The sequence below is a fragment of the Pararhizobium sp. A13 genome (assembly GCF_040126305.1).
Taxonomy (GTDB): domain Bacteria; phylum Pseudomonadota; class Alphaproteobacteria; order Rhizobiales; family Rhizobiaceae; genus Pararhizobium.
The window spans coordinates 4,230,001-4,251,289 of the sequence record NZ_CP149510.1 but is presented as its reverse complement, the minus strand read 5'-3'; the positions used below and the strand labels follow the sequence as shown (position 1 = coordinate 4,251,289).

Annotated in this window: 21 protein-coding genes; 18 read left to right on the top strand and 3 right to left on the bottom strand. The window is 60.8% G+C overall.

What is annotated here, in order from left to right:
- Window positions 1-144: 144 nt before the first annotated feature.
- The 18 genes from urtA (at window position 145) to ureG (ending at window position 15,326) form a co-directional block, all read left to right on the top strand.
- Window positions 145-1,413, top strand: coding sequence for an urea ABC transporter substrate-binding protein (urtA, locus tag WI754_RS20785; RefSeq protein WP_349437902.1), 1,269 nt, complete (start codon window positions 145-147; stop codon window positions 1,411-1,413).
- Between the two features lie 302 nt (window positions 1,414-1,715).
- Complete coding sequence (urtB, locus tag WI754_RS20780; protein ID WP_349435358.1) at window positions 1,716-3,323, top strand: urea ABC transporter permease subunit UrtB; 1,608 nt, start codon at window positions 1,716-1,718, stop codon at window positions 3,321-3,323.
- The gene (gene urtC, locus WI754_RS20775) at window positions 3,320-4,513 is read left to right on the top strand and encodes an urea ABC transporter permease subunit UrtC (RefSeq protein ID WP_349435356.1); all 1,194 of its coding nucleotides are present in this window, start codon (window positions 3,320-3,322) and stop codon (window positions 4,511-4,513) included. The genes urtB and urtC overlap by 4 nt, the downstream gene beginning before the upstream one ends.
- Before the next feature lie 4 nt (window positions 4,514-4,517).
- Window positions 4,518-5,270, top strand: coding sequence for an urea ABC transporter ATP-binding protein UrtD (urtD, locus tag WI754_RS20770; RefSeq protein ID WP_349435355.1), 753 nt, complete (start codon window positions 4,518-4,520; stop codon window positions 5,268-5,270).
- A 187-nt stretch (window positions 5,271-5,457) separates the two neighbouring features.
- Window positions 5,458-6,153, top strand: coding sequence for an urea ABC transporter ATP-binding subunit UrtE (gene urtE / locus WI754_RS20765; RefSeq protein WP_349435354.1), 696 nt, complete (start codon window positions 5,458-5,460; stop codon window positions 6,151-6,153).
- An 11-nt stretch (window positions 6,154-6,164) separates the two neighbouring features.
- Window positions 6,165-6,995 carry an urease accessory protein UreD gene (locus WI754_RS20760; RefSeq protein WP_349435353.1) on the top strand — a complete coding sequence of 277 codons (831 nt, stop codon included), beginning with the start codon at window positions 6,165-6,167 and terminating at the stop codon, window positions 6,993-6,995.
- A 26-nt stretch (window positions 6,996-7,021) separates the two neighbouring features.
- A complete protein-coding gene (locus WI754_RS20755; RefSeq protein WP_037126742.1) occupies window positions 7,022-7,324 on the top strand; it encodes an urease subunit gamma in 303 nt (100 codons plus the stop codon).
- A gap of 11 nt (window positions 7,325-7,335) precedes the next feature.
- Entirely contained in the window at window positions 7,336-7,590 is a 255-nt protein-coding gene (locus WI754_RS20750) for a DUF1272 domain-containing protein (protein ID WP_349435351.1), read from the top strand.
- A 16-nt stretch (window positions 7,591-7,606) separates the two neighbouring features.
- The gene (locus tag WI754_RS20745; RefSeq protein WP_349435349.1) at window positions 7,607-7,912 is read left to right on the top strand and encodes an urease subunit beta; all 306 of its coding nucleotides are present in this window, start codon (window positions 7,607-7,609) and stop codon (window positions 7,910-7,912) included.
- A gap of 26 nt (window positions 7,913-7,938) precedes the next feature.
- Entirely contained in the window at window positions 7,939-8,340 is a 402-nt protein-coding gene (locus WI754_RS20740; protein WP_349435348.1) for a lysozyme inhibitor LprI family protein, read from the top strand.
- A gap of 10 nt (window positions 8,341-8,350) precedes the next feature.
- Entirely contained in the window at window positions 8,351-8,995 is a 645-nt protein-coding gene (locus WI754_RS20735; RefSeq protein WP_349435346.1) for a Urease operon accessory protein, read from the top strand.
- Window positions 8,996-9,000: 5 nt separating this feature from the next.
- Window positions 9,001-10,710 (top strand): urease subunit alpha, encoded by a 1,710-nt coding sequence (ureC, locus tag WI754_RS20730; protein ID WP_349435345.1) that lies wholly within the window; start codon window positions 9,001-9,003, stop codon window positions 10,708-10,710.
- Window positions 10,711-10,958: 248 nt separating this feature from the next.
- Window positions 10,959-11,627: an HAD family phosphatase gene (locus WI754_RS20725; RefSeq protein ID WP_349435344.1), complete on the top strand. Its 669-nt coding sequence runs from the start codon at window positions 10,959-10,961 to the stop codon at window positions 11,625-11,627.
- A gap of 942 nt (window positions 11,628-12,569) precedes the next feature.
- Window positions 12,570-13,109 carry a peroxiredoxin gene (locus tag WI754_RS20720; RefSeq protein WP_349437901.1) on the top strand — a complete coding sequence of 180 codons (540 nt, stop codon included), beginning with the start codon at window positions 12,570-12,572 and terminating at the stop codon, window positions 13,107-13,109.
- 101 nt (window positions 13,110-13,210) lie between these two features.
- A complete protein-coding gene (locus tag WI754_RS20715; RefSeq protein WP_349437900.1) occupies window positions 13,211-13,507 on the top strand; it encodes a putative quinol monooxygenase in 297 nt (98 codons plus the stop codon).
- Complete coding sequence (gene ureE, locus WI754_RS20710) at window positions 13,508-14,014, top strand: urease accessory protein UreE (protein WP_349435343.1); 507 nt, start codon at window positions 13,508-13,510, stop codon at window positions 14,012-14,014.
- Window positions 14,007-14,678, top strand: a complete 672-nt coding sequence (locus WI754_RS20705; RefSeq protein ID WP_349437899.1) for an urease accessory protein UreF — start codon at window positions 14,007-14,009, stop codon at window positions 14,676-14,678. Before ureE ends, WI754_RS20705 begins: the two co-directional genes overlap by 8 nt.
- A gap of 36 nt (window positions 14,679-14,714) precedes the next feature.
- On the top strand, window positions 14,715-15,326 hold the full coding sequence (gene ureG, locus WI754_RS20700) for an urease accessory protein UreG (RefSeq protein ID WP_349435341.1): 612 nt from the start codon (window positions 14,715-14,717) through the stop codon (window positions 15,324-15,326).
- 66 nt (window positions 15,327-15,392) lie between these two features.
- Here the strand turns inward: ureG and WI754_RS20695 are convergent, their stop codons facing one another.
- From WI754_RS20695 to WI754_RS20685, 3 genes are all read right to left on the bottom strand, one after another.
- Window positions 15,393-18,686, bottom strand: coding sequence for an efflux RND transporter permease subunit (locus tag WI754_RS20695; RefSeq protein WP_349435339.1), 3,294 nt, complete (start codon window positions 18,684-18,686; stop codon window positions 15,393-15,395).
- A 13-nt stretch (window positions 18,687-18,699) separates the two neighbouring features.
- A complete protein-coding gene (locus WI754_RS20690) occupies window positions 18,700-19,890 on the bottom strand; it encodes an efflux RND transporter periplasmic adaptor subunit (RefSeq protein WP_349435338.1) in 1,191 nt (396 codons plus the stop codon).
- Between the two features lie 357 nt (window positions 19,891-20,247).
- Window positions 20,248-21,240, bottom strand: a complete 993-nt coding sequence (locus tag WI754_RS20685) for an ABC transporter substrate-binding protein (RefSeq protein ID WP_349435337.1) — start codon at window positions 21,238-21,240, stop codon at window positions 20,248-20,250.
- Window positions 21,241-21,289 lie beyond the last annotated feature (49 nt).

The window sequence follows — 21,289 nt, the reverse complement described above, 5'->3', positions numbered from 1 at the left end:
ACACTTCGCCCCCGGGTCTACGTCAATTGACGTATACAGGTTTCGCCGCCCCCAATGGATAGTTCCTTTACGAACGGTAAAGGTCTCCCAAGAGCCGTCGTCAAAGAACGAGAGGGGTTCACAATGAAAATCAAATCTCATGTCATGAGCGCGTTCCTGGCCGGTGCGCTTGCCACGACCGCATTCTCCGGCGTTTTTGCTGCCGAAGACACGATCAAGGTCGGCGTTCTTCACTCGCTTTCGGGCACCATGGCCATTTCCGAGACGACGCTCAAGGACGCCATGCTGATGCTCATCGAAGAGCAGAACAAGAAGGGCGGCCTACTCGGCAAGAAGCTTGAAGCCGTCGTCGTCGATCCGGCGTCCGACTGGCCGCTGTTTGCCGAAAAGGCGCGCGAGCTGATCTCCGTCAACAAGGTCGCGGCCGTGTTCGGCTGCTGGACCTCGTCGTCGCGCAAATCCGTTCTGCCGGTCTTCGAAGAGCTGAATTCGCTGCTCTTCTACCCGGTCCAGTACGAGGGTGAAGAATCCTCGCGCAACATCTTCTACACGGGTGCCGCGCCGAACCAGCAGGCCATTCCGGCGGTCGACTACCTGATGAATACGGAAGGCGTCGAGCGTTTCGTGCTTGAAGGCACCGACTATGTCTATCCGCGCACGACCAACAAGATCCTCGAAGCCTATCTGATCGCCAAGGGCGTCCCGAAAGAGGATATCCTGATCAACTACACGCCGTTCGGCTTCTCCGACTGGCAGACAGAAGTGGCGAAGATCAAGGAATTCGGCTCGGCCGGCAAGAAGACCGCCGTCGTCTCGACCATCAACGGCGATGCCAACGTCCCGTTCTACAAGGAACTCGGCAACAAGGGCATCAAGGCTACCGATATTCCGGTCGTCGCCTTCTCGGTCGGCGAAGAAGAACTTGCCGGTCTCGACACCAAGCCGCTGGTCGGCCATCTGGCTGCCTGGAACTACTTCCAGTCCGTCGATGCTCCGGTCAACGCCGAATTCATCAAGCAATGGCACGCCTTTACCAAGAACGACAAGCGGGTAACCAACGATCCGATGGAAGCCGCCTATATCGGCTTCAACGCCTGGGTGAAGGCCGTCGAAGCCGCCGGCACCACCGACACGGATGCAGTTCTCGATACGATTATCGGCACCAGCGTTCCGAACCTTTCGGGCGGCTATTCCACCGTCATGCCGAACCACCACATCACCAAGCCGGTGCTGATCGGTGAAATCCAGGAAGACGGCCAATTCGAAATCGTCCAGCAGACGCCTGCCGTCGTCGGCGACGAATGGTCCGACTACCTGCCCGATTCCAAGGACCTGATCTCCGACTGGCGCAAGCCGATGTCCTGCGGCAACTTCAACGTTGCAACCGGCAAGTGCGGTGGCAAGGGCTCCTGATTTCATCAAGGCCAATATAATCCGGAAACGGCCTGACCGCCGTTTCCCCAAATCATACATTCACCTTTCGATCTGACACCAATACCCCTCCGTTCGGACCTCCCGCCCGGACGGAGGACTATCTGCCCCACGGTGTGCTGGCATGTTTTCTGCATGAGTGAAGGGTGACGACATGGTTCCCGACGCCGCATCCGTCCGATCTGATTGTCGGACGAGCGCATTGCGGAAACTTTAAGCAGCAGCGTCAGCGGTCAAGCACTCGCCGGAATTAGCGGCGCCAGCCAACGGAACACGAAGAGCTCATGTATCGCGCCATCCAGACCTTCCTTGTTGCTCTCTGCCTGCTGGTCAGTTGCCTTGCAACCGGTTTGCGTGCGCAGGAAGATATTCGGCCATTGGTCGATGCGCTTGGCGCCGGCGGCTTTCCCCAGAAGATTGAGGCCGTCAAGGCACTTGCGGCTTCGGGCGACGCCAAGGTTGCCGAAATCCTGCAAAACCTCAGCGACGGCAAACTTTACGCGCCGAAGACCGGCGGCTCCGTCTATCTCGCAGGACCGGCGGATGGCGCCTACCTCGACGTCCTGACTGCTGCCCCTGTGGCCGACGCTCCGGGCAATCTCGCTAAAATCAAACTGAACAATGGCCTGCGCGGCGCGATCGGCGCGGCACTGAGCCAGCTGACGCTTTTGAGTCCCGATCGGACCGCCCGTCTGACGGCGTCGCAGGACCTGCTCAAGGATGCCAATCCGGACAATCTCGACCTGTTGAACTCCGCACTGGCGCAGGAGAAGGACGCCGAGGTGAAGGCGAGCATGGAAGCGGCGCGGGCGGTGATCCTGCTCAAGACCGACGCCAGCGCCGAAGACAAGAAAGCCGCCATCGACACGATCGCCGCGCGCGGAAATCGCGCTGCGCTGACGATCCTGACCGCGGCTTTGGACAATGCGCCTGAAGACCTGAAGCCGTCGATCGAGCAGAATATCAACTCGATCAAAACCAGTCTTGCCATATGGGACGTGGCGCAGAACGTCTGGTATGGCCTGTCGCTCGGCTCCGTTCTGCTTCTCGCTGCCATCGGCCTTGCCATCACTTTCGGCGTTATGGGCATCATCAACATGGCGCATGGTGAAATGGTCATGCTCGGCGCCTATACCACCTATGTCGTGCAGCAGACGATCAACGCCGTTGCGCCCGGTTTGACCGACTATTCGCTCGCTTTCGCGGTCCCTGCCGCCTTCCTTTTTACCGGTCTGGTCGGCGTCGGCATCGAGCGTAGCGTCATCCGCTGGCTCTATGGCCGTCCGCTCGAAACGCTGCTTGCCACCTGGGGCATATCGCTGATCCTGCAGCAGGCGATCCGCACGATCTTCGGGCCGACCAACCGGCAGGTGGACAATCCGAGCTGGATGTCGGGCGCCTTCGATGTCGGCGGCCTGGCCATCACCTACAACCGTATGTGGATCATCGTCTTCTCGCTCGGCGTCTTCGCCGCGCTGCTGTTGCTCCTCAAGCGTTCGAAGTTCGGCCTGCAGATGCGCGCCGTGACGCAGAACCGCCGCATGGCGTCGTCCATGGGTATCCGCACGCCTTGGGTCGATGCGCTGACATTCGGCCTGGGGTCAGGCATCGCCGGCATGGCCGGCGTGGCGCTCAGCCAGATCGACAACGTCTCGCCCAATCTTGGCCAGAACTACATCATCGACAGCTTCATGGTCGTGGTCTTCGGTGGCGTCGGCAATCTCTGGGGCACGCTGGTCGGCGCCTTGACGCTCGGTATCGCCAACAAGTTCCTCGAACCCTATGCCGGTGCGGTGCTGGGCAAGATCCTCATCCTCATCTTCATCATTCTCTTCATTCAGCGGCGGCCACGCGGCCTGTTCGCGCTCAAGGGAAGGGCGATCGAACAATGATTACGCAAATGCTGTTCAGCCGGCACGAGAAGAAAATCCTCTGGGCCGTGGCGCTTATCCTTCTAGCGGCAGCTCTCGTGCCGCTTGCCAACCTTCTGATACCGGAAGGCAACTTCTTCCATGTCCCGAGTCATCTGGTTCCTCTTGTCGGCAAGTACCTCTGCTACGCCCTGCTTGCTCTCGCGCTCGACCTCGTCTGGGGCTATTGCGGCATCCTTTCGCTCGGCCACGGCGCATTCTTCGCGCTCGGCGGTTATGCCATGGGCATGTACCTCATGCGCCAGATCGGCGACCGGGGCGTTTATGCCAACCCGCTGCTGCCCGATTTCATGGTGTTTTTGAACTGGAGCGAGCTGCCGTGGTACTGGTCCGGCTTCAACCATTTCGCCTTCGCCGCGTTGATGGTGCTGCTGGTGCCCGGCTTGCTGGCTTTCGTGTTTGGCTGGTTCGCCTTCCGCTCCCGCGTCACCGGCGTTTATCTGTCGATCATCACCCAGGCGATGACCTACGCCCTGCTGCTCGCCTTCTTCCGCAACGAGATGGGTTTCGGTGGCAACAACGGCCTCACCGATTTCAAGGATATCCTCGGCTTCAACGTCCAGGCCGCCGGCACACGCGCAACGCTGTTTGCGGCAACCGCCATCGCCCTGGCTCTGGCGTTGATCCTGAGCTCCGCCATCGTCCGTTCCAAATACGGCAAGGTGCTGGTCGGCGTGCGCGATGCCGAAAGCCGCACCCGCTTCCTCGGCTACCGGGTGGAGAACATGAAGCTCTTCATCTTCACGGTTTCTGCGATGATGGCTGGCGTCGCCGGCGCGCTCTACGTGCCGCAGGTCGGCATCATCAACCCCGGTGAATTCGCGCCGGCAAACTCGATCGAAGTGGTCATCTGGACGGCGGTCGGCGGGCGCGGCACGCTGATCGGACCGATCATCGGCGCCGTCCTCGTCAATTTCGGCAAGAGCATCTTCACCGCCGCCTTCCCGGAATTCTGGCTGTTTGCGCTCGGTGCCCTGTTCGTGGCAACGACGCTGTTCCTGCCCAGGGGTGTTGTCGGCACGGTCCAACAGTTCGTCGCATCTCGCAAGGAACAGAGACAAGCCGACGCTGTCGAGCAGGCCTATCAGGACAAGGCGGCAGCCGAGGCCGAAAGCCGGCTTGCCTCCCTCGAACCCCAGGCTGCGGAGTAAGACCATGGATGAAAAGACTTCGCGCAGCCTTCTCTATCTCGATGGTGTCTCGGTTTCGTTCGACGGTTTCAAGGCGTTGAACTCGCTGTCCTTCGTGGTCGAACCCGGCGAATTGCGGGCCATCATCGGCCCGAACGGTGCCGGCAAGACGACGATGATGGACATCATCACCGGCAAGACCCGGCCGGACTCCGGCCAGGTTTTCTTCAACGGCGATATCGATCTGACCAAGAAAGACGAAGCCGACATCGCCCAGCTCGGCATCGGCCGGAAATTCCAGAAGCCGACGGTGTTCGAAAGCCATACGGTCTGGGACAATATCGAACTGGCGCTCAACCGGAAGCGCAGCGTCTTCGCAACGCTGTTTTACCGCCTGACGGCTGAGGACAAGGCTCGCATCGAGGAAATCCTCGCAACCGTCCGCATGACGGCTCGCAAGAACGACCTCGCTGCCAACCTCTCGCATGGCCAGAAGCAGTGGCTGGAGATCGGCATGCTGCTGGCGCAGGAGCCGAAGCTGCTTCTGGTCGACGAGCCCGTGGCCGGCATGACCGACGCCGAAACCGCCGAAACCGCGATCCTGCTCAAGGAAATCGCCAAGACCCGCTCGGTCGTTGTGGTCGAGCATGACATGGGCTTCATCCGCGATCTCGGCGTCAAGGTCACGTGCCTGGCGGAAGGTTCGGTGCTGGCCGAAGGCTCGATCGATTTCGTCAGCAACGATCCGAAAGTGATCGAGAACTATCTGGGGCGGTGACGCATTTACCCTCCCCTTGAGGGGGAGGGTCGGCGCGCGACGGGGTGGGGTGACTTCTTGTGCCAAACAACGGGTCACCCCCACCCGCAGCTTCGCTGCGACCTCCCCCCTCAAGGGGGAGGTGTAGCGGCGGCAAGTTCATTCTTCTTGGGCCAGATGCAAAGAGGAATGATGAAGAGGAAAAAGTATGCTGACGGTCGACAATATCAATCTTCATTACGGTGCTGCCCAAGCCTTGCGCGGGGTTTCCATCACGGCACCGATGGGCAAGATCACCTGCGTGCTCGGGCGTAACGGCGTCGGCAAGACCAGCCTGTTGCGGGCGATCACCGGCCAGCATGGGCCGAGTGCCGGCACCATCACCTTCAATGATACCCCGCTGAACGGTATGGCGCCCTACAACCGGGCCAGGCACGGCATCGGCTTCGTGCCGCAGGGGCGTGAAATCTTTCCGTTGCTGACGGTCAAGGAGAACCTGGAATCGGGCTATGCGCCGGTCGCTCGCAAGGACCGGTTCATTCCGGAGGATATTTTCAATCTTTTCCCGATTCTGCGCTCGATGCTCGGCCGCCGCGGCGGCGACCTATCAGGCGGGCAGCAGCAGCAGCTGGCAATCGGCCGCGCGCTGGTGACGCGGCCGAAGATCCTCGTTCTCGACGAGCCGACGGAGGGCATCCAGCCGTCGATCATCAAGGATATCGGCCGGGCGATCCGGTATCTGCGCGATTCCACGGGGATGGCAATTCTGCTTGTGGAACAATATCTTGACTTCTGCCGCGAGCTTGCAGACCATGTCTATATCATGGATCGGGGCGAGATCGTGCATGAGGGGCCGGCAGAGACGCTGGACACGCCGGAAGCACGCCGCCACCTGACAGTTTAACGGCGGACTTTATGGCTGAAGCGGCGGCAATCGCTCCCCAAAGAGCGTGGGGCAAGGGACGGCTGGTGGCAAAGCCATTTGCCGGGCGCACGCGGCTCGCCGAATTCTATCAGGAAGGCTGCGCCAAGATCAGGCTGCCCGATACGTTCGACGCCACGATGGAAGCGGTGCTGATCAACAGTTCCGGCGGGCTAACCGGCGGCGACCATATGGAGTGGGAATTTTCGGCCGGAGAGGGCACGCATCTCACCCTGACGACCCAGGCTTGCGAGAAAATCTACAAGGCCAGCGCCGGAACGACGGCCGTCACGGCGAAGATCGCGGTTGGCGTTGACGCGACGGTGCATTGGCTGCCGCAGGAGACGATCCTGTTCGACCGCGCCTCTCTGTCGCGCCGGCTCGATGTCGACATCGCCGAGGGTGGCGAGTTCCTGGCCGTCGAGGCCATCCTGCTGGGGCGAAAGGCCATGGGCGAGATGATGCGGACGGGGCTGTTTCAGGACTGCTGGCGTATCCGCAAGGGTGGAATTCTGCTGCATGCCGAAAATCTGCGCCTGAATGACGATATCGCCGCGCTGACGCAGGAGACCGCCACGCTCGGCGGGAAAGTGGCTTTTGCCACGCTCTTCTACAGCGGCATGGACTGCGAGCAGCAGGCGGAGAAACTGCGTGCTCTGATCGGCGATGCAATTGGCGGGATCAGCCACTATCACGTTGCCGGACAGGACAAGCTGATTGCCCGCCTCGTCGCCGCCGACGGCTTCGCGCTCAGAAAAATCCTCATCCCGGTCATTTCGCACTTGCGCAAGGGCGCCTCTGTGCCGAAAGTCTGGAACCTGTAATCGACACGCAAGCTTGGTGGCCGCGCATGAATCTCACTCCTCGCGAAAAAGACAAACTGCTGATTTCGATGGCGGCGATGGTTGCCCGCAGGCGCCTGGAGCGCGGCGTCAAGCTTAATCATCCCGAGGCGATCGCACTGATCACCGATTTTGTCGTCGAAGGCGCGCGCGATGGCCGCTCCGTCGCAGACCTGATGGAGGCGGGCGCCCATGTCATCACCCGCGCCCAGGTGATGGAGGGCATCCCGGAGATGATCCACGATATCCAGATCGAGGCAACGTTTCCCGATGGTACCAAGCTCGTCACCGTCCACGAGCCTATTCGCTGAAGGAGCGGGCGATGCTGCAACTGAGACCGAATTGCGAATGCTGCGACAAGGATCTGCCACCGGGCAGTCGCGAAGCGATGATCTGCAGTTTCGAATGCACCTTCTGCACGCAATGCGCATCCGAGGTTCTCGACGGGCATTGCCCGAACTGTGCGGGAGAACTCGTCCGTCGCCCGGTTCGCCCGGCGGCCAGACTGCGCAAGTTCCCGGCGTCCACCGAACGCGTTTTGAAGCCGGACGGCTGCGCGCCGATCAAGGCGGCCTGAACAGGAGAGATAGATCATGATCCCCGGTGAAATCATTGCCGCCAGCGGCGAGATCGAGCTGAATGCCGGTCTGGAGACCGTCACGCTCGAGGTCTCGAACACGGGCGACCGGCCGATCCAGGTCGGCAGCCATTATCACTTCGCCGAGACCAATGCCGGCCTGTCTTTCGACCGGGCGGTGGCGCATGGCAAACGCCTCGACATTCCCGCGGGAACGGCAGTGCGCTTTGAGCCCGGGCAGACACGCAACGTGACGCTCATTCCTTTTGCCGGCAAGCGCGAGGTCTACGGTTTCCAGCAGAAGGTCATGGGCAAGCTATGAACCGGCTCCATCCTGCAAGCGTTATCATGGCGGGCTTTCTGGCCTCTGCGCCGCTTGCACTGGCGCAGGACGAGCCGCAGGTCGATTGCCAGAATGCGATGACCCAGTCGGATCTGAACATTTGCGCCAACAAGGACTACGAAGCGACCGACAAGGAGCTGAATGCGGTCTACAAGACGACGATGACGGCGATGCAGGAGACCGACAAGGAACTCGGTGAGATCGACCCTAACTATGTTGGTGCCGTTGAAGCGCTGAAGAAGGCGCAGCGCGCCTGGATCGGCTATCGCGACGGCCAGTGCGAGCTCGCCGGTTTGGAGGCGCGGGGCGGGTCGATGGAGCCGATGCTGGTTTCCGGTTGCCTTGCAGACCTCACAAAGAAGCGCACTGCGGAACTGAAAAGCCTGACCGAAGGCCTTGGAAACTGAGAGGCGATAAGTGACGGTGAGCCGGACCATCATGATCGTCGGAAACGGGCCGGTACCGGAAGGTGCGGTGCCCGTCATCGATGCGGCTGATCTGGTGATCCGCTTCAACGACTGCCGTTGGGCGGGTGGCGAGAAAACCGATATTGTCGCCGTCTGCAACACCGGACGCCCGGCGATGGCGATGCTGGGTGGTGGCCGGTGGAAAACCAATGCGGCCGTGCGGCAGGCACGCGAAATCTGGTGCGTACGGGCTGCAGACAAGTTCCGGCAGTTGCGGTCAGTAATCGAGGAACGTCACCCGGACCTCCATGATCTTTGCGATGACTACACCGATGGATTTCGGGCCTTCGCCAAGGCGACCGGCCGGTCGTTCCACGTCGTTCCAGCGTCCACCCATGAAAGCGTCGATGCAGAGGTGGTGCACTACGATCCTGGTGAATACCTCGTGCCGAGCAGTGGCCTGATCGTCATTGCCGAGGTGCTGGCGCATTGGATGCGGCCGAGTGACCGCGTTGTTCTTGCCGGCTTCGGCCACGCCGGCTGGGAGTGGCATCCGTTCGCGGCCGAGCGCCGGTATGTCGACGCGTTGGTTTCAAAGGGGCGCCTCATGCGCCTCGATCAAAATTATCTATCCGCTTTTGCTCAGGGAGCCTGATACCCATGTCCTACAAAATGTCGCGCGCGGCCTATGCCAATATGTTCGGCCCCACCACCGGCGACAAGGTTCGGCTGGCCGATACGGAGCTTTTCATCGAGGTGGAGAAGGATTTCACCACCTATGGCGACGAGGTGAAGTTCGGCGGCGGCAAGGTCATCCGTGACGGCATGGGGCAAAGCCAGGTGACCCGCGCCGAGGGGGCCGTCGATACCGTCATCACCAACGCGCTGATCGTTGATCATACCGGTATCGTCAAGGCGGATATCGGCCTGAAGAATGGCCGCATCGTCGGGATCGGCAAGGCGGGCAATCCGGACACGCAGCCAGGAGTCACCATCATCGTCGGTCCTTCGACGGAAGCGATCGCCGGCGAGGGCAAGATCGTCACGGCTGGCGGCATGGACAGCCACATCCACTTCATCTGCCCCCAGCAGATCGAAGAGGCACTGATGAGTGGCATCACCACGATGCTCGGCGGCGGCTCCGGCCCTGCGCATGGGACACTCGCCACGACCTGCACCGGTGCCTGGCATATCGAACGGATGATCGAGAGTTTTGACGCCTTCCCGATGAATCTCGCGCTTGCGGGCAAGGGCAACGCGTCGCTGCCGGCTGGCATCGTCGAGATGGTGCTTGCGGGTGCAAGCTCGCTGAAGCTGCATGAGGACTGGGGCACGACCCCGGCCGCCATCGATTGCTGCCTTTCGGTTGCCGACGAATATGACGTGCAGGTGATGATCCATACCGACACGCTGAACGAAAGCGGCTTCGTGGAAGACACGATCGCTGCAATCAAGGGGCGTACCATCCATGCCTTCCATACCGAAGGCGCCGGTGGCGGTCATGCGCCGGATATCATCAAGATCTGCGGCCAGCCGAACGTCATCCCGTCCTCGACCAACCCGACACGGCCCTACACGAAGAACACGCTGGCCGAACATCTCGACATGCTGATGGTTTGCCATCATTTGTCGCCGTCCATCCCGGAAGACATCGCCTTTGCCGAAAGCCGTATCCGCAAAGAAACGATCGCGGCGGAAGACATTTTGCATGACATCGGCGCCTTTTCGATCATCTCCTCCGACAGCCAGGCCATGGGCCGCGTCGGCGAAGTGGCGATCCGCACCTGGCAGACGGCCGACAAGATGAAGCGCCAGCGCGGGCGGCTCACGCAGGAGAGCGGCGAGAACGACAATTTCCGCGTCAAACGTTACATCGCCAAATATACGATCAACCCGGCAATCGCCCATGGCGTCAGCCACGAGGTCGGCTCGATTGAAGTCGGCAAGCGCGCCGATCTGGTCATCTGGAATCCGGCCTTCTTCGGCGTCAAGCCCGACATGGTGCTGCTTGGCGGCTCGATCGCGGCAGCGCCGATGGGCGATCCCAACGCCTCGATCCCGACGCCGCAGCCGGTGCATTATCGCCTGATGTTCGGTGCCTATGGAAAGAACCGGACGAATTCCTCCGTCACCTTTGTTTCCCAGGCCTCGCTCGATGCGGGCCTCAAGGGCCGTCTCGGGGTCGCCAAGGAACTGGTGGCGGTGCAGAACACCCGCCACGGCATTGGCAAGCATTCGATGATCCACAACAGCCTGACGCCGCATATCGAGGTCGATCCGGAAACCTACGAGGTCCGCGCCGACGGCGAGCTTCTGACCTGCGAACCGGCAACCGTGCTGCCAATGGCACAGCGGTATTTCCTGTTCTAGTGTCGGCGGCGGTGGTGAGAGAATCCGCTAGACTAAATGTTCGCCTGGGGCCGCGCGACAACTGAGAGCGGTAGGGCAGTCCCAACGGGTCGTTTAACGGACATGGCGTCGTGTCCGCTTCCGGGCGACGATCCAACGCGGAAAATCGGCCCGAAGGAGACCAAACGCTCCAACGCGTTCCGTGCCTAGTGCATGCTGTTGCCGAGCCGCTGGGGATCAACTATACATAGAAAATGAAGCTTCCTCATATGCCAGTCGCCGTGATCTTCGACATGGACGGGCTGATTTTCAATACGGAGACACTCTATCAAGAGGCGTTTCTGGCGGCGGCAACCGTTGGGGGTCACGACCTACCGACAGCGGTTATTCAACGCACCATAGGAGTGCCCTGGGTCCAGAGCAGAGTATTGCTTCTGGAACAAATGGGATCAGATTTCCCCATAGACCAGTATTTCGCACAGATGATCGGCCATTTCGAGTTGCTGGCCGCCACGCAACTCCGGCTAAAGCCCGGCGTCGTCGAACTGCTCGACTTTCTTGACCAACTCGAGATGCCTCGATGTATCGCGACTTCGTCGGCCCACTCTACTGTGCAGAGCCATCTCTCCGCTCATGGCTTGGCCGACCGATTCCATGCGGTCATCGGACACGGAGATTATGTCGCCAGCAAACCCTCGCCCGACCCGTTCCTGACGGCCGCGAAACGTCTCGGTGTGGACCCCGCTCTATGCCTGGCTCTGGAAGATTCCTACAACGGGGTTCGCTCCGCATCAGCTGCCGGAATGATGACTTTTATGGTCCCCGATCTTCTTAGCCCAACGCCAGAAATCCTGTCCCTATGCACGGGCGTTGTCAGCGACCTGCATGCCGTCCGCAAGCTCATCCTGACCGCGTCGGCCGCGGGCATCGCTGGATGACGGCTTCCACCCAACGCAGTCCTTCCGGGACTGCTGACCGGAAACAGATGGCCTCGCCGATCACGACAGATTGAATCCAACACTTGGTGTCCGCGGAGCGGCGACGATTTTGTCGGGATCCGCGGTCCAGACGAATGGCTTGATATCTAACTGAAATCCGTGATCAGCGACGCGCTGCTTGATTCTCGCTTGCGCCATCATCCTTATTTTCGTCCCCTCTCCAATCAAGTCCACGAAATGTGGCGAATCGAGCAAGAAACACGGGGAAAAGCCGACCTGGGCAGCCTTTGCTCCAGAATTTCATCCCCGCCGATCCCCGAAAATCCCCGCCTGGAAAGCCGTGCGATGATCATGGCGTCCTGTCACGGATACACCGCAAGACGTTAGCGGCGAGGCAGGTCGGGCGCTCCACGGGAAACCTCGTGGCCTTCGATGAGGAGGTTGCGAACGTCAGGCAGACCGGAAGGAGAGCCCCCGGAAAATGGATCCCCTCCGTCCTTCTGGGGCGGGCGTGCCTGTGGGGCACACATGTCGGGATGGGACGCGTGACGTACCGGAGCTGCGATGTTGAATGCCGGCACCGGAGACCTGCGACACGACGATCGCGAGAGAACGCCAAGCGGGGCGCTGGAAAGCGTCACATATACTTATTCATTAGAGACGGTTTCCAGTGCCCCGTCCGATTGAGTGCATGTTTGAAAAAACCACGGCGGCGGCGCGCGGGGATGTTTTCGGCTGTTCGACGGGGAGAGGGGCAGGTACTCCAGGGCGGATGGACTTTCTGCCATGCGCCTGGCGCATGGCAGCCATGCGAAGCGACTTTCATGTGTTGTGCTGCATCGCAGCACGGCTTGTTGTAAAAGCGCAGCTTCGAGTCCTGCGCCGGGTGGTTCCTCCCAAGACCCGCCGCGCGGGAAGCGCAATTTCAAGGAGATAGCTATGATCGTTGGCAGAAAAGTGCCGTCCGTAACCTTCCGTACGCGCATCCGTGACGAGGCCGTCGGTGGGCCGAATCCCTATCGCTGGCAGGACGTGACCTCCGCCGATTATTTCGCCGGCAAGCGCGTCATTCTCTTCTCACTGCCGGGCGCCTTCACGCCGACCTGCTCGACCTATCAGCTTCCCGATTTCGAAAAGCTGGCCGGTGAATTCAAGGCCCAAGGCATCGACGCGATCTACTGCATCTCCGTCAACGACGCCTTCGTCATGAACGCCTGGGGCAAGTCGCAGAACCTCGAAAATGTCAAGCTGATCCCGGACGGCTCCGGCGAGTTCACGCGCAAGATGGGCATGCTGGTCGCCAAGGACAATCTCGGTTTCGGCATGCGCTCCTGGCGCTATGCGGCCATCATCAATGATGGCGCGGTCGAACAGTGGTTCGAGGAGGAGGGCTATTCGGACAATTGCGACAGCGATCCCTATGGCGTTTCTTCGCCGCAGAACATCCTGGAAGCACTGAAGTCGGAAAAGCTCGCAGCCTGAGCCGAGCCGTGGTGTCGATCTGAAATCCGGTGCCGGGCCTCTTTGGTCTGGCGCCGGATTTTTTTATGGCTACAGTGGAACGAAAGCATTCCGAGGTTCACATGATCTACGTCATCGCCCATCTCAAGACCCACCCCGGCAAGGGGGCCGAGGTTGTTTCTGATGCCGCTCCCCTGATCGAGGGGACGCGCAGGGAGACGGGCTGCATTTTCTACGATCTCTACCAGAAGCCCGGCGAACCGGACACGCTGGTCTTCGTCGAGCAGTGGAAGAACCGCGAGGCGCTGGAGGCGCATTTCGCCGAACCGCATATAGTCGCCTTCCAGAAGGCGACGGCGGAACTGGTGGCGGATGGCCGCATCGAGGTTGTTCACTCAGACAAGGTCGAGGTTCTCTGAATGCCGTACCGCTCGACCCAGATTCTGTCGCCTGGCCCGGCGGACAAGACGCCGCTGCACACGATCGCGCTTGCTCATGACCAGCGGCACTTGCGCCGCAAACTGCTGCACCTCGACAACGACGACGTGGTGATGCTCGACCTGAAAGAACCGGTGATGCTCGCCGACGGCGATCTCCTGGTGCTGGATACAGGCGAGTATGTCCGCATCGCCGCCATTGAGGAGCCGCTATACGATATCCGACCGCGCGACCCGCTGCACCTGATCGAACTCGCCTGGCATCTCGGCAACCGGCACCTGTCTGCGGAAATCCGGCAAGACCGGATCCTGATCCTGCGCGATCCGGTGATCAAGGCGATGCTCGAAGGACTGGGGGCGACGGTGGGTGAGGTGACGGAACCATTCCAGCCGATGCGCGGCGCCTATCATGGTTCGGGCGGGCACGACCACGGTCATTCCCATGGACACTCCCACGGACATGGCGGCCATCATAGCGCCCATGACTGAGCAGGCAGATACGCGGGCGCTGCTCAGGCTGGTGACATGGCTGTCGCCGGCTTTCCCGGTGGGCGCATTCTCCTATTCCGGCGGGCTCGAGCAGGCTGTTCACGACGGTTTGATCACCGATGCTCCTGCTTTAAGGCGATGGCTGGAAGCACTGATCCGCCACGGTTCGAGCTGGAATGACGCGGTACTTCTGGCGGAGAGCTATCGGGCTTATGATGATCCGCCGAGGCTTGATGCGGTGCGCGAACTGGCCGAAGCTCTGGCCGGTTCGCGTGAACGCCATATGGAAATGACGTTGCAGGGAGAGGCTTTTCTCAGCGCAGCGGGACATTGGCCGCATCCGGTGCTCGATACCCTGATCGGTGCTGTCGCCTATCCGGTCGCGGTCGGCGCTGTCGCCGGGGCGCACAATACCGGGCTAGAGCCTGCTTTGGCCGCCTATTTGCACGCCACGGCATCCAACCTCGTATCGGTGGCAATCCGTTGCGGCGTGACTGGCCAGAAGCACGGCGTGGGCGTTCTTGCCGAATTGGAGCCTGTGATCTCCGAAACGGCGGCACGGGCGTCATCGAGCACACTGGACGATCTCGGTTCTGCTACAATTCTTGCCGACATAGCGGCGCTGCGCCATGAGACCTTGCATTCGCGGCTCTTCCGTTCCTGACGGCCACGAATTCAATTTCGAGAAAGGAATACTACGATGAAATCTGCGAACGGCCCGCTTCGCGTCGGCATCGGCGGTCCTGTCGGCTCCGGCAAGACGGCGCTGACCGACAAGCTCTGCAAGGCGATGCGCGAGACCTACTCCGTCGCCGTCGTCACGAATGACATCTACACAAAGGAAGACGCGGAAGCTTTGGTGCGCATGCAGGCGCTGCCCTCCGACAGGATTGTCGGCGTCGAGACCGGCGGCTGCCCGCACACGGCGATCCGCGAGGACGCGACCATCAACCTGCAGGCGATTGCCGACCTCAACCGCCGTATTCCCGATCTCGACGTCGTCTTCATCGAATCCGGTGGCGACAATCTGGCGGCGACCTTTTCGCCGGATCTTGCCGACATCACCATTTATGTGATTTCAGTCTGCCAGGGCGAGGAAATCCCGCGCAAGGGCGGACCCGGCATCACCCGTTCCGATCTGCTGGTGATCAACAAGAAGGATCTGGCTCCCTATGTCGGTGCCGATCTCGAGGTGATGGAGCGAGATGCCAATCGCATGCGTGCCGAGCGGCCATTCGTGTTTTCCGACATGAAGCGCGGCGACGGCATCGACAGGATCGTCGATTTCCTGCGCGTCGAAGGCGGGCTCTGAAGCCAGTCGCCTCAACGAGAAAGGCCGGCCGCATACGATGCGGCCGGCCTTTCTGTTTGGGTTACCTCATTCCGCGGCGAGATGGATGACGTTGCCACTGCGCTTCGGGCCTTCCAGCTTGTCGAGCCGCTCCTGCAATTCACCGATCGTCTTGCTCTGGTCGGCGACGATTTCCGTCAGCGCGACATTTTCCAGAGGCTCCGTCTCCTGTTCCTTGCTGCCGACCATGCGACCGAAGATCCAGCCGAGCAGGCGGGACAGATCGTCCATGATCAGGAAGAAGGACGGGACGACCACCAGCGAGATCACCGTCGAGACGATAATGCCGCCGATCACCGCGATGGCCATCGGCGCGCGGAACGAGCCGCCTTCGCCGACGCCGAGCGCCGACGGCAGCATGCCTGCCGACATGGCGATCGAGGTCATGATGATCGGGCGCGCGCGCTTGCGGCCGGCTTCGACCATGGCGTGGGTCCGCTCCATACCCTGATGCATCATCTCGATGGCGAAATCGACGAGCAGGATGGCGTTCTTGGTCACGATCCCCATCAGCATCAGGATGCCGATCAGCACGGGCATCGACATGGCATTCTGCGTAACGATAAGGCCGATCGCAACACCGCCGATGGCGAGTGGTAGTGAGAATAGGATCGTGAACGGCTGGATGACATCCTTGAACAGAAGGATGAGCACCACGAGCACCAGCATCAGGCCGAGCAGCATGGCGTTGCCGAAGCCCTGTTCCATTTCCGCCTGTACTTCCGCATCACCGCTTTCGAGGAACTGCACGCTTGCGGGCAGTTTCGTTTCCTTGGCAACCTCTTTGAAACGATCCGAGGCCGAGTTGAGCGCCACGCCGATCGGCAGGTCCGCGCCCATCGTCACGACGCGGTAGCGGTCGTAACGCTTGATCGAGCTTGGGCCTTCCGAGTAGTTGATGTCCGCAACGCTCGAAATCGGCACCAGCGCGCCCGCTGCCGTCTGGACCTTCAGGTTGCGGATGGCAGCAAGGTCGGTACGGAAGTTCGTATCCACCTGGACGCGGATCGGAATCTGCCGGTCGTCGAGCGAAATCTTCGTCAGCGCCGCATCGATGTCGCCGATCGTGGCGACGCGAAGGACGTCGGCGATCTGCGAGGTCATGATGCCGAGCCGCGACATCTGATCGGCGCGGGGGCGGATCTGCAGTTCGGGCCGCGGCAAGGCGCCGTCCGGGCTGACATTGGCAAGCAGCGGCTCGTCGCGCAGATTGGCTTCAAGCATGCCAACGGCCTTGTTCAGGTCCTCGTCGCTCTTCGACAGGAGATTGAATGCCAGGTCGCGCTCGCCACGGTCGTTCAGCTTCAGGATGCGGACGTCCGGAATGGAACGGACGGCGGCATAGACCTGCTTCTCGATCTCGGCCTGCGGAGTGATGCGGCCGGCCGGCGGCAGCTTGGGCAGATACTGGCCGATCAATGGGGTGTGGCCGAGAACGTCGTTCACCACCCTGTTGAGCAAGGAATGATCGAGCTTCGCGAGCATGATGCTGATCGTCGCGCGCCGCAGTTCGAGATCGCCCTTCGGCGAGGCGCCGCCGAGGACGAAGACGTCGTCCACACCGTCGAGATGCTTGACCTTGTCGTAGATCTGCGCCGTCGTCTTGTCCGTGTTGTCCAGCATGGCGTCCGGCGGCAATTCGACCGACAGCACGACGCGCGAGGCATCTTCCGGCGGCAGGAAGCTGCCGGGAACCGTCATGAGGAGGAAAACGGACCCGATCACGAAGGCGATTGCTGCAAGGAGCGTCGTGTAACGCATGTACCAGCGACTGGTGGTTACCGTCACCAGCCACGTATAGCCGCGCATCAACGTGCCGTCGTTGTCCTCGTGATGGCCGTCGCCGTCGCCAGACTTCATCAGATAGGCGGCCATGACCGGCGTGATCAGGCGGGCGACCATCAGCGAGAAGAATACGGCGACTGCGACCGTCAGGCCGAACTGGATGAAATACTGGCCCGGGATGCCCGGCATGAACGAGACCGGCACGAACACCGCGATGATCGTGAAGGTCGTCGCAATGACCGCTAGGCCGATTTCGTCGGCGGCCTCGATGGCGGCCTTATAGGGCGACTTACCCATCTTGATGTGCCGGGCGATGTTCTCGATTTCGACGATGGCATCATCGACGAGAATACCGGTCGCAAGCGTCATGGCGAGGAAGCTCACCAGGTTCAGTGAGAAGCCGAGCAGTTCCATGACCCAGAAAGTCGGTATGGCCGAAAGCGGCAAGGCCATCGCCGAAATCAGCGTTGCCCGCCAGTTGCGCAGGAACAGGAGAACGACCGCCACCGCCAGCAGGGCGCCTTCGAGCAGCGTATGGATTGCCGCCTCGTAGTTACCGTAGGTGTAGTAGACGGAATCGTTGACCAGTTCGATCGACACGTCAGGGTTTTTCGCCCGCAGGTCCTTCAGCGTCTTTTCCACCGTTTCGGCAACGGTCACTTCGCTGGCGCCCTTCGAGCGGAAGACCGCGAAAGTGACGACCGGATTGCCGTTGAAACGGGAAAACGACTTCGGCTCCTCGTAGGTGTCGGTCACCTTGCCGAGTTCGGAAAGGCGGACGAACCTGCCATTCGGCATGGCGATCATCGTGCTTGCCAGGCCTTCGACCGAGCGTGCGTCGCCGAGCGTGCGGATCGCCTGTTCGCTGCCGCCCACCTGGCCGCGGCCGGAACCGAGGTCGGTGTTCATCTTGCGCAACTGGTTGTTCACGTCCGCGGCGGTGATGCCGTAGGAGTTCAGACGTGCATCGTTGAGTTCGACTCGAACCTCGCGGTCAGCCCCGCCGTAGCGGTCGATACGGCCGATGCCGCTCTGGCCCTGAAGCGCGCGTTTGATCGTATCGTCGACGAACCAGGAGATTTCCTCCAACGTCATGCCGGGGGAGGAGACGGCAAAGGTCTGGATCGCCTGTCCCTCGACATCGATCTTGGCGACGATCGGCTCCTCGACGGAGGCGGGAAGATCGCTGCGGATACGGTCGATGGCGTCCTTGACGTCCTGCACCGCCTGGTTGGTCGGCACGTCCATCTCGAATTGGACAGCGGTCGTGGACAGGCCGTCGCTGATGGTCGAGGTTATGTGGTCGACGCCGGAAATGCCGGCAACCGCGTCCTCGATCTCCTTGGTCACCTGCGTCTCGAGCTCGGCCGGTGCCGCGCCGCTCTGGCTGACACTGATCGAGACGATCGGCACGTCGATGTTGGGGAAACGCGTGATCGGCAGCGTGTTGAACGACTGATATCCGAGATACATCAGCAATACGAAGCCCAGGATCGGCGCGATCGGATTGCGAATTGCCCAAGCTGAAAAATTCATTCCGCTGTTCCCGTCAATTGGTCGCCGTGGCGGCGGATGTCACCGGATTGATCTTGTCGCCGTCGCGCACATAGGCGCCGGCCTTGGCGACCACCTTGTCGCCCGGTTTCAGGCCAGTGGTGATCTCGATGAACTCGCCATCCTGGATGCCGGTGGTCACGGGTGTCAGGTGGACGATGCCGTCATCGACCTTGCGAACGACCGTTTCGTCGTGGCCGACTGTAACGGCTGTTAGGGGCAGGACGATGGCCTGCTTTTCCTCGATGATGATCTGCGCATCGGCGTACATCCCCACCCGGGCTTTCTCGGGTTCGGAAAGGCTGATGTAAACGGTCCCAAGCCGCGTTTGCGCGTCCACCATCGGTGAAATCAGGCGAATTTTGCCGTCAACTTCGGTCTTGCCGTCCGCGAGCGTGACTTTGGCCCTCTGGCCGATGGCAAGCTTGATGAGGTCGGACTCGGTAATATCAGCCTGCATTTCCACCGCACCGTCGCGGATGATCGTGAACAGCGGTTCGCCTGTGCCATTGGCGATTGCGCCGATCTTGGCTTTCCTTGCCGAGACGATGCCGCTGACCGGCGTTTTGACCTCGGTGCGGGCGAGGCGCAGGTCCAGATCGGATATCTGGGCTTCGACGACCTTGATCTCCGCCGTGGCCACTGCAACAAATTGTTCAGCCGAGTTGACGCGCGCCAACGCCGCGGTTGCCGCGGCCTTTTCCTGATCGCGCTGGGCCGTGGAGATGGTTCCGGCTTCCGAGAGTTTCATGGACCGCCCGCTTACCCGCACAGCTTCCTCGGCGTTGGCCCGGGCTTCGGCAAGGAGTGCCTGGTATTGTGCGAGTGACGCATTTGCCTTGGCGAGGCTTGCGGCATACTGGCTCTTCTGCAGGAGCAACATGTCCTCGTTCAACGTCACCAGCGTGCTTTCGGCTTCGACCCGGTCGCCGACATCGGCGTTCAAAGTGCGGATTGAGAGCCCGTCAACCAGCGGAGAGACATAGATCTCCTCCACGGCCTTTATGGCGCCCGTTGCCACCACGCGATCGACGACGGGCTTGTTCTCAACCTGGGTTATGACGATTGAAGGCAGTGCCTGCTCGGCCTTGGGCGCGGTGGCTTCATCCGCGAATGCGGCGCTCGAAATGAAAGTCAGCATCAGGGCAGCAGAAACACCAAACGCAAATGTCTTGTTACGGGCCATCGGCTCACTTTCCTCAAATTCCGGATAGTTCAGTTCGCTGACGCCGCACATTTCCAAGAAAAGGACGTGTCGTCGTCTACTGCTGGAAGGGAAGAAAATACCGCTTCGGTCTCGATAAGCGAAAAATTTCCCCCGCATCCTCCTCAAAATGCCACGGGGCTCTATTTAGTGAGCGCCTTTCGGCTATGCAAGGAGATACCAAACAAGAATGGTGCCTCATTATTTTATTTGTTGAGTCCCATCAATACAACTTTTCGTTTGTGTCGTTTTGTGGCCAGAAGCGGCTGGTGAGTGTTGCAAATGAGAAACGCGCGGTGTCGGTCCGCGCGTTTCGTTCTTAAAATGGTACGTCGCGGCCTATTTCAGGGCAGCGTCCGTGATCTCGTGGGTAAACGCGCCGACCGGTTCCTTGGTGATGACCGGATCGGAGCCGCCCTTGAGCAGGGAAGCGACGGTGCGCTTGAAGTCCGCTTCGTCGAGCGCGCCGTTCGAGCCGGCTGTCAGTTTGGCGATCTCACCCATCATGCGCTTCTGGTGCTCTTCCGTCTGGGCGCCCGTCGCATCGTTTTCGAGTACGATGCCGGCTGCTTCATCCGGATTGGCCTCGGCATATTTCCAGCCCTTCATCGAGGCACGCACGAACTTGACCATCTTTTCCTTGAAGGCAGGGTCCTTGAGCTTGTCTTCCAGTGCATAGAGGCCGTCCTCGAGCGTCGCGACGCCCTGGTCTTCATACTTGAAGGTCACGAGATCCTCGGGCTTGATGCCAGCGTCAATGACCTGCCAGTATTCATTGTAGGTCATGGTGGAGATACAGGCCGCCTGCTTCTGGATCAGCGGATCGACGTTGAAGCCCTGCTTCAGGACCGTGACGCCATCCGGGCCGCCATCGGTCTTGAGGCCAAGCTGGCTCATCCAGGAGAGGAACGGATATTCGTTGCCGAAGAACCAGACGCCGAGTGTCTTGCCCTTGAAATCAGCAGGCGTGGCGACGCCGGATTCCTTCAGGCAGGTCAGCATCATGCCGGAAGACTTGAACGGCTGCGCGATATTGACGAGAGCGACACCCTTCTCGCGGGTCGCAAGCGCCGACGGCATCCAGTCAACGACGACGTCGGCGCCGCCGCCGGCGATCACTTGGGGAGGCGCGATATCCGGGCCGCCCGGCTTGATCTCGACGTCGAGGCCTTCCTCTTCGTAGAAGCCCTTGTCCTTGGCAACATAGTAGCCGGCGAACTGGGCCTGGGTGACCCATTTCAACTGCAACACCACCTTGTCGGCGGCGATCGCCTGGAATGCGGACAGCGAAAAAGCGCTTGCCAGCAGCAGAGATGCAAGTCTTGTCTTCATGTCAGTTCCCTCATTTTTGTTGTGCCTGCCCAACCACGGACAGGCGGAC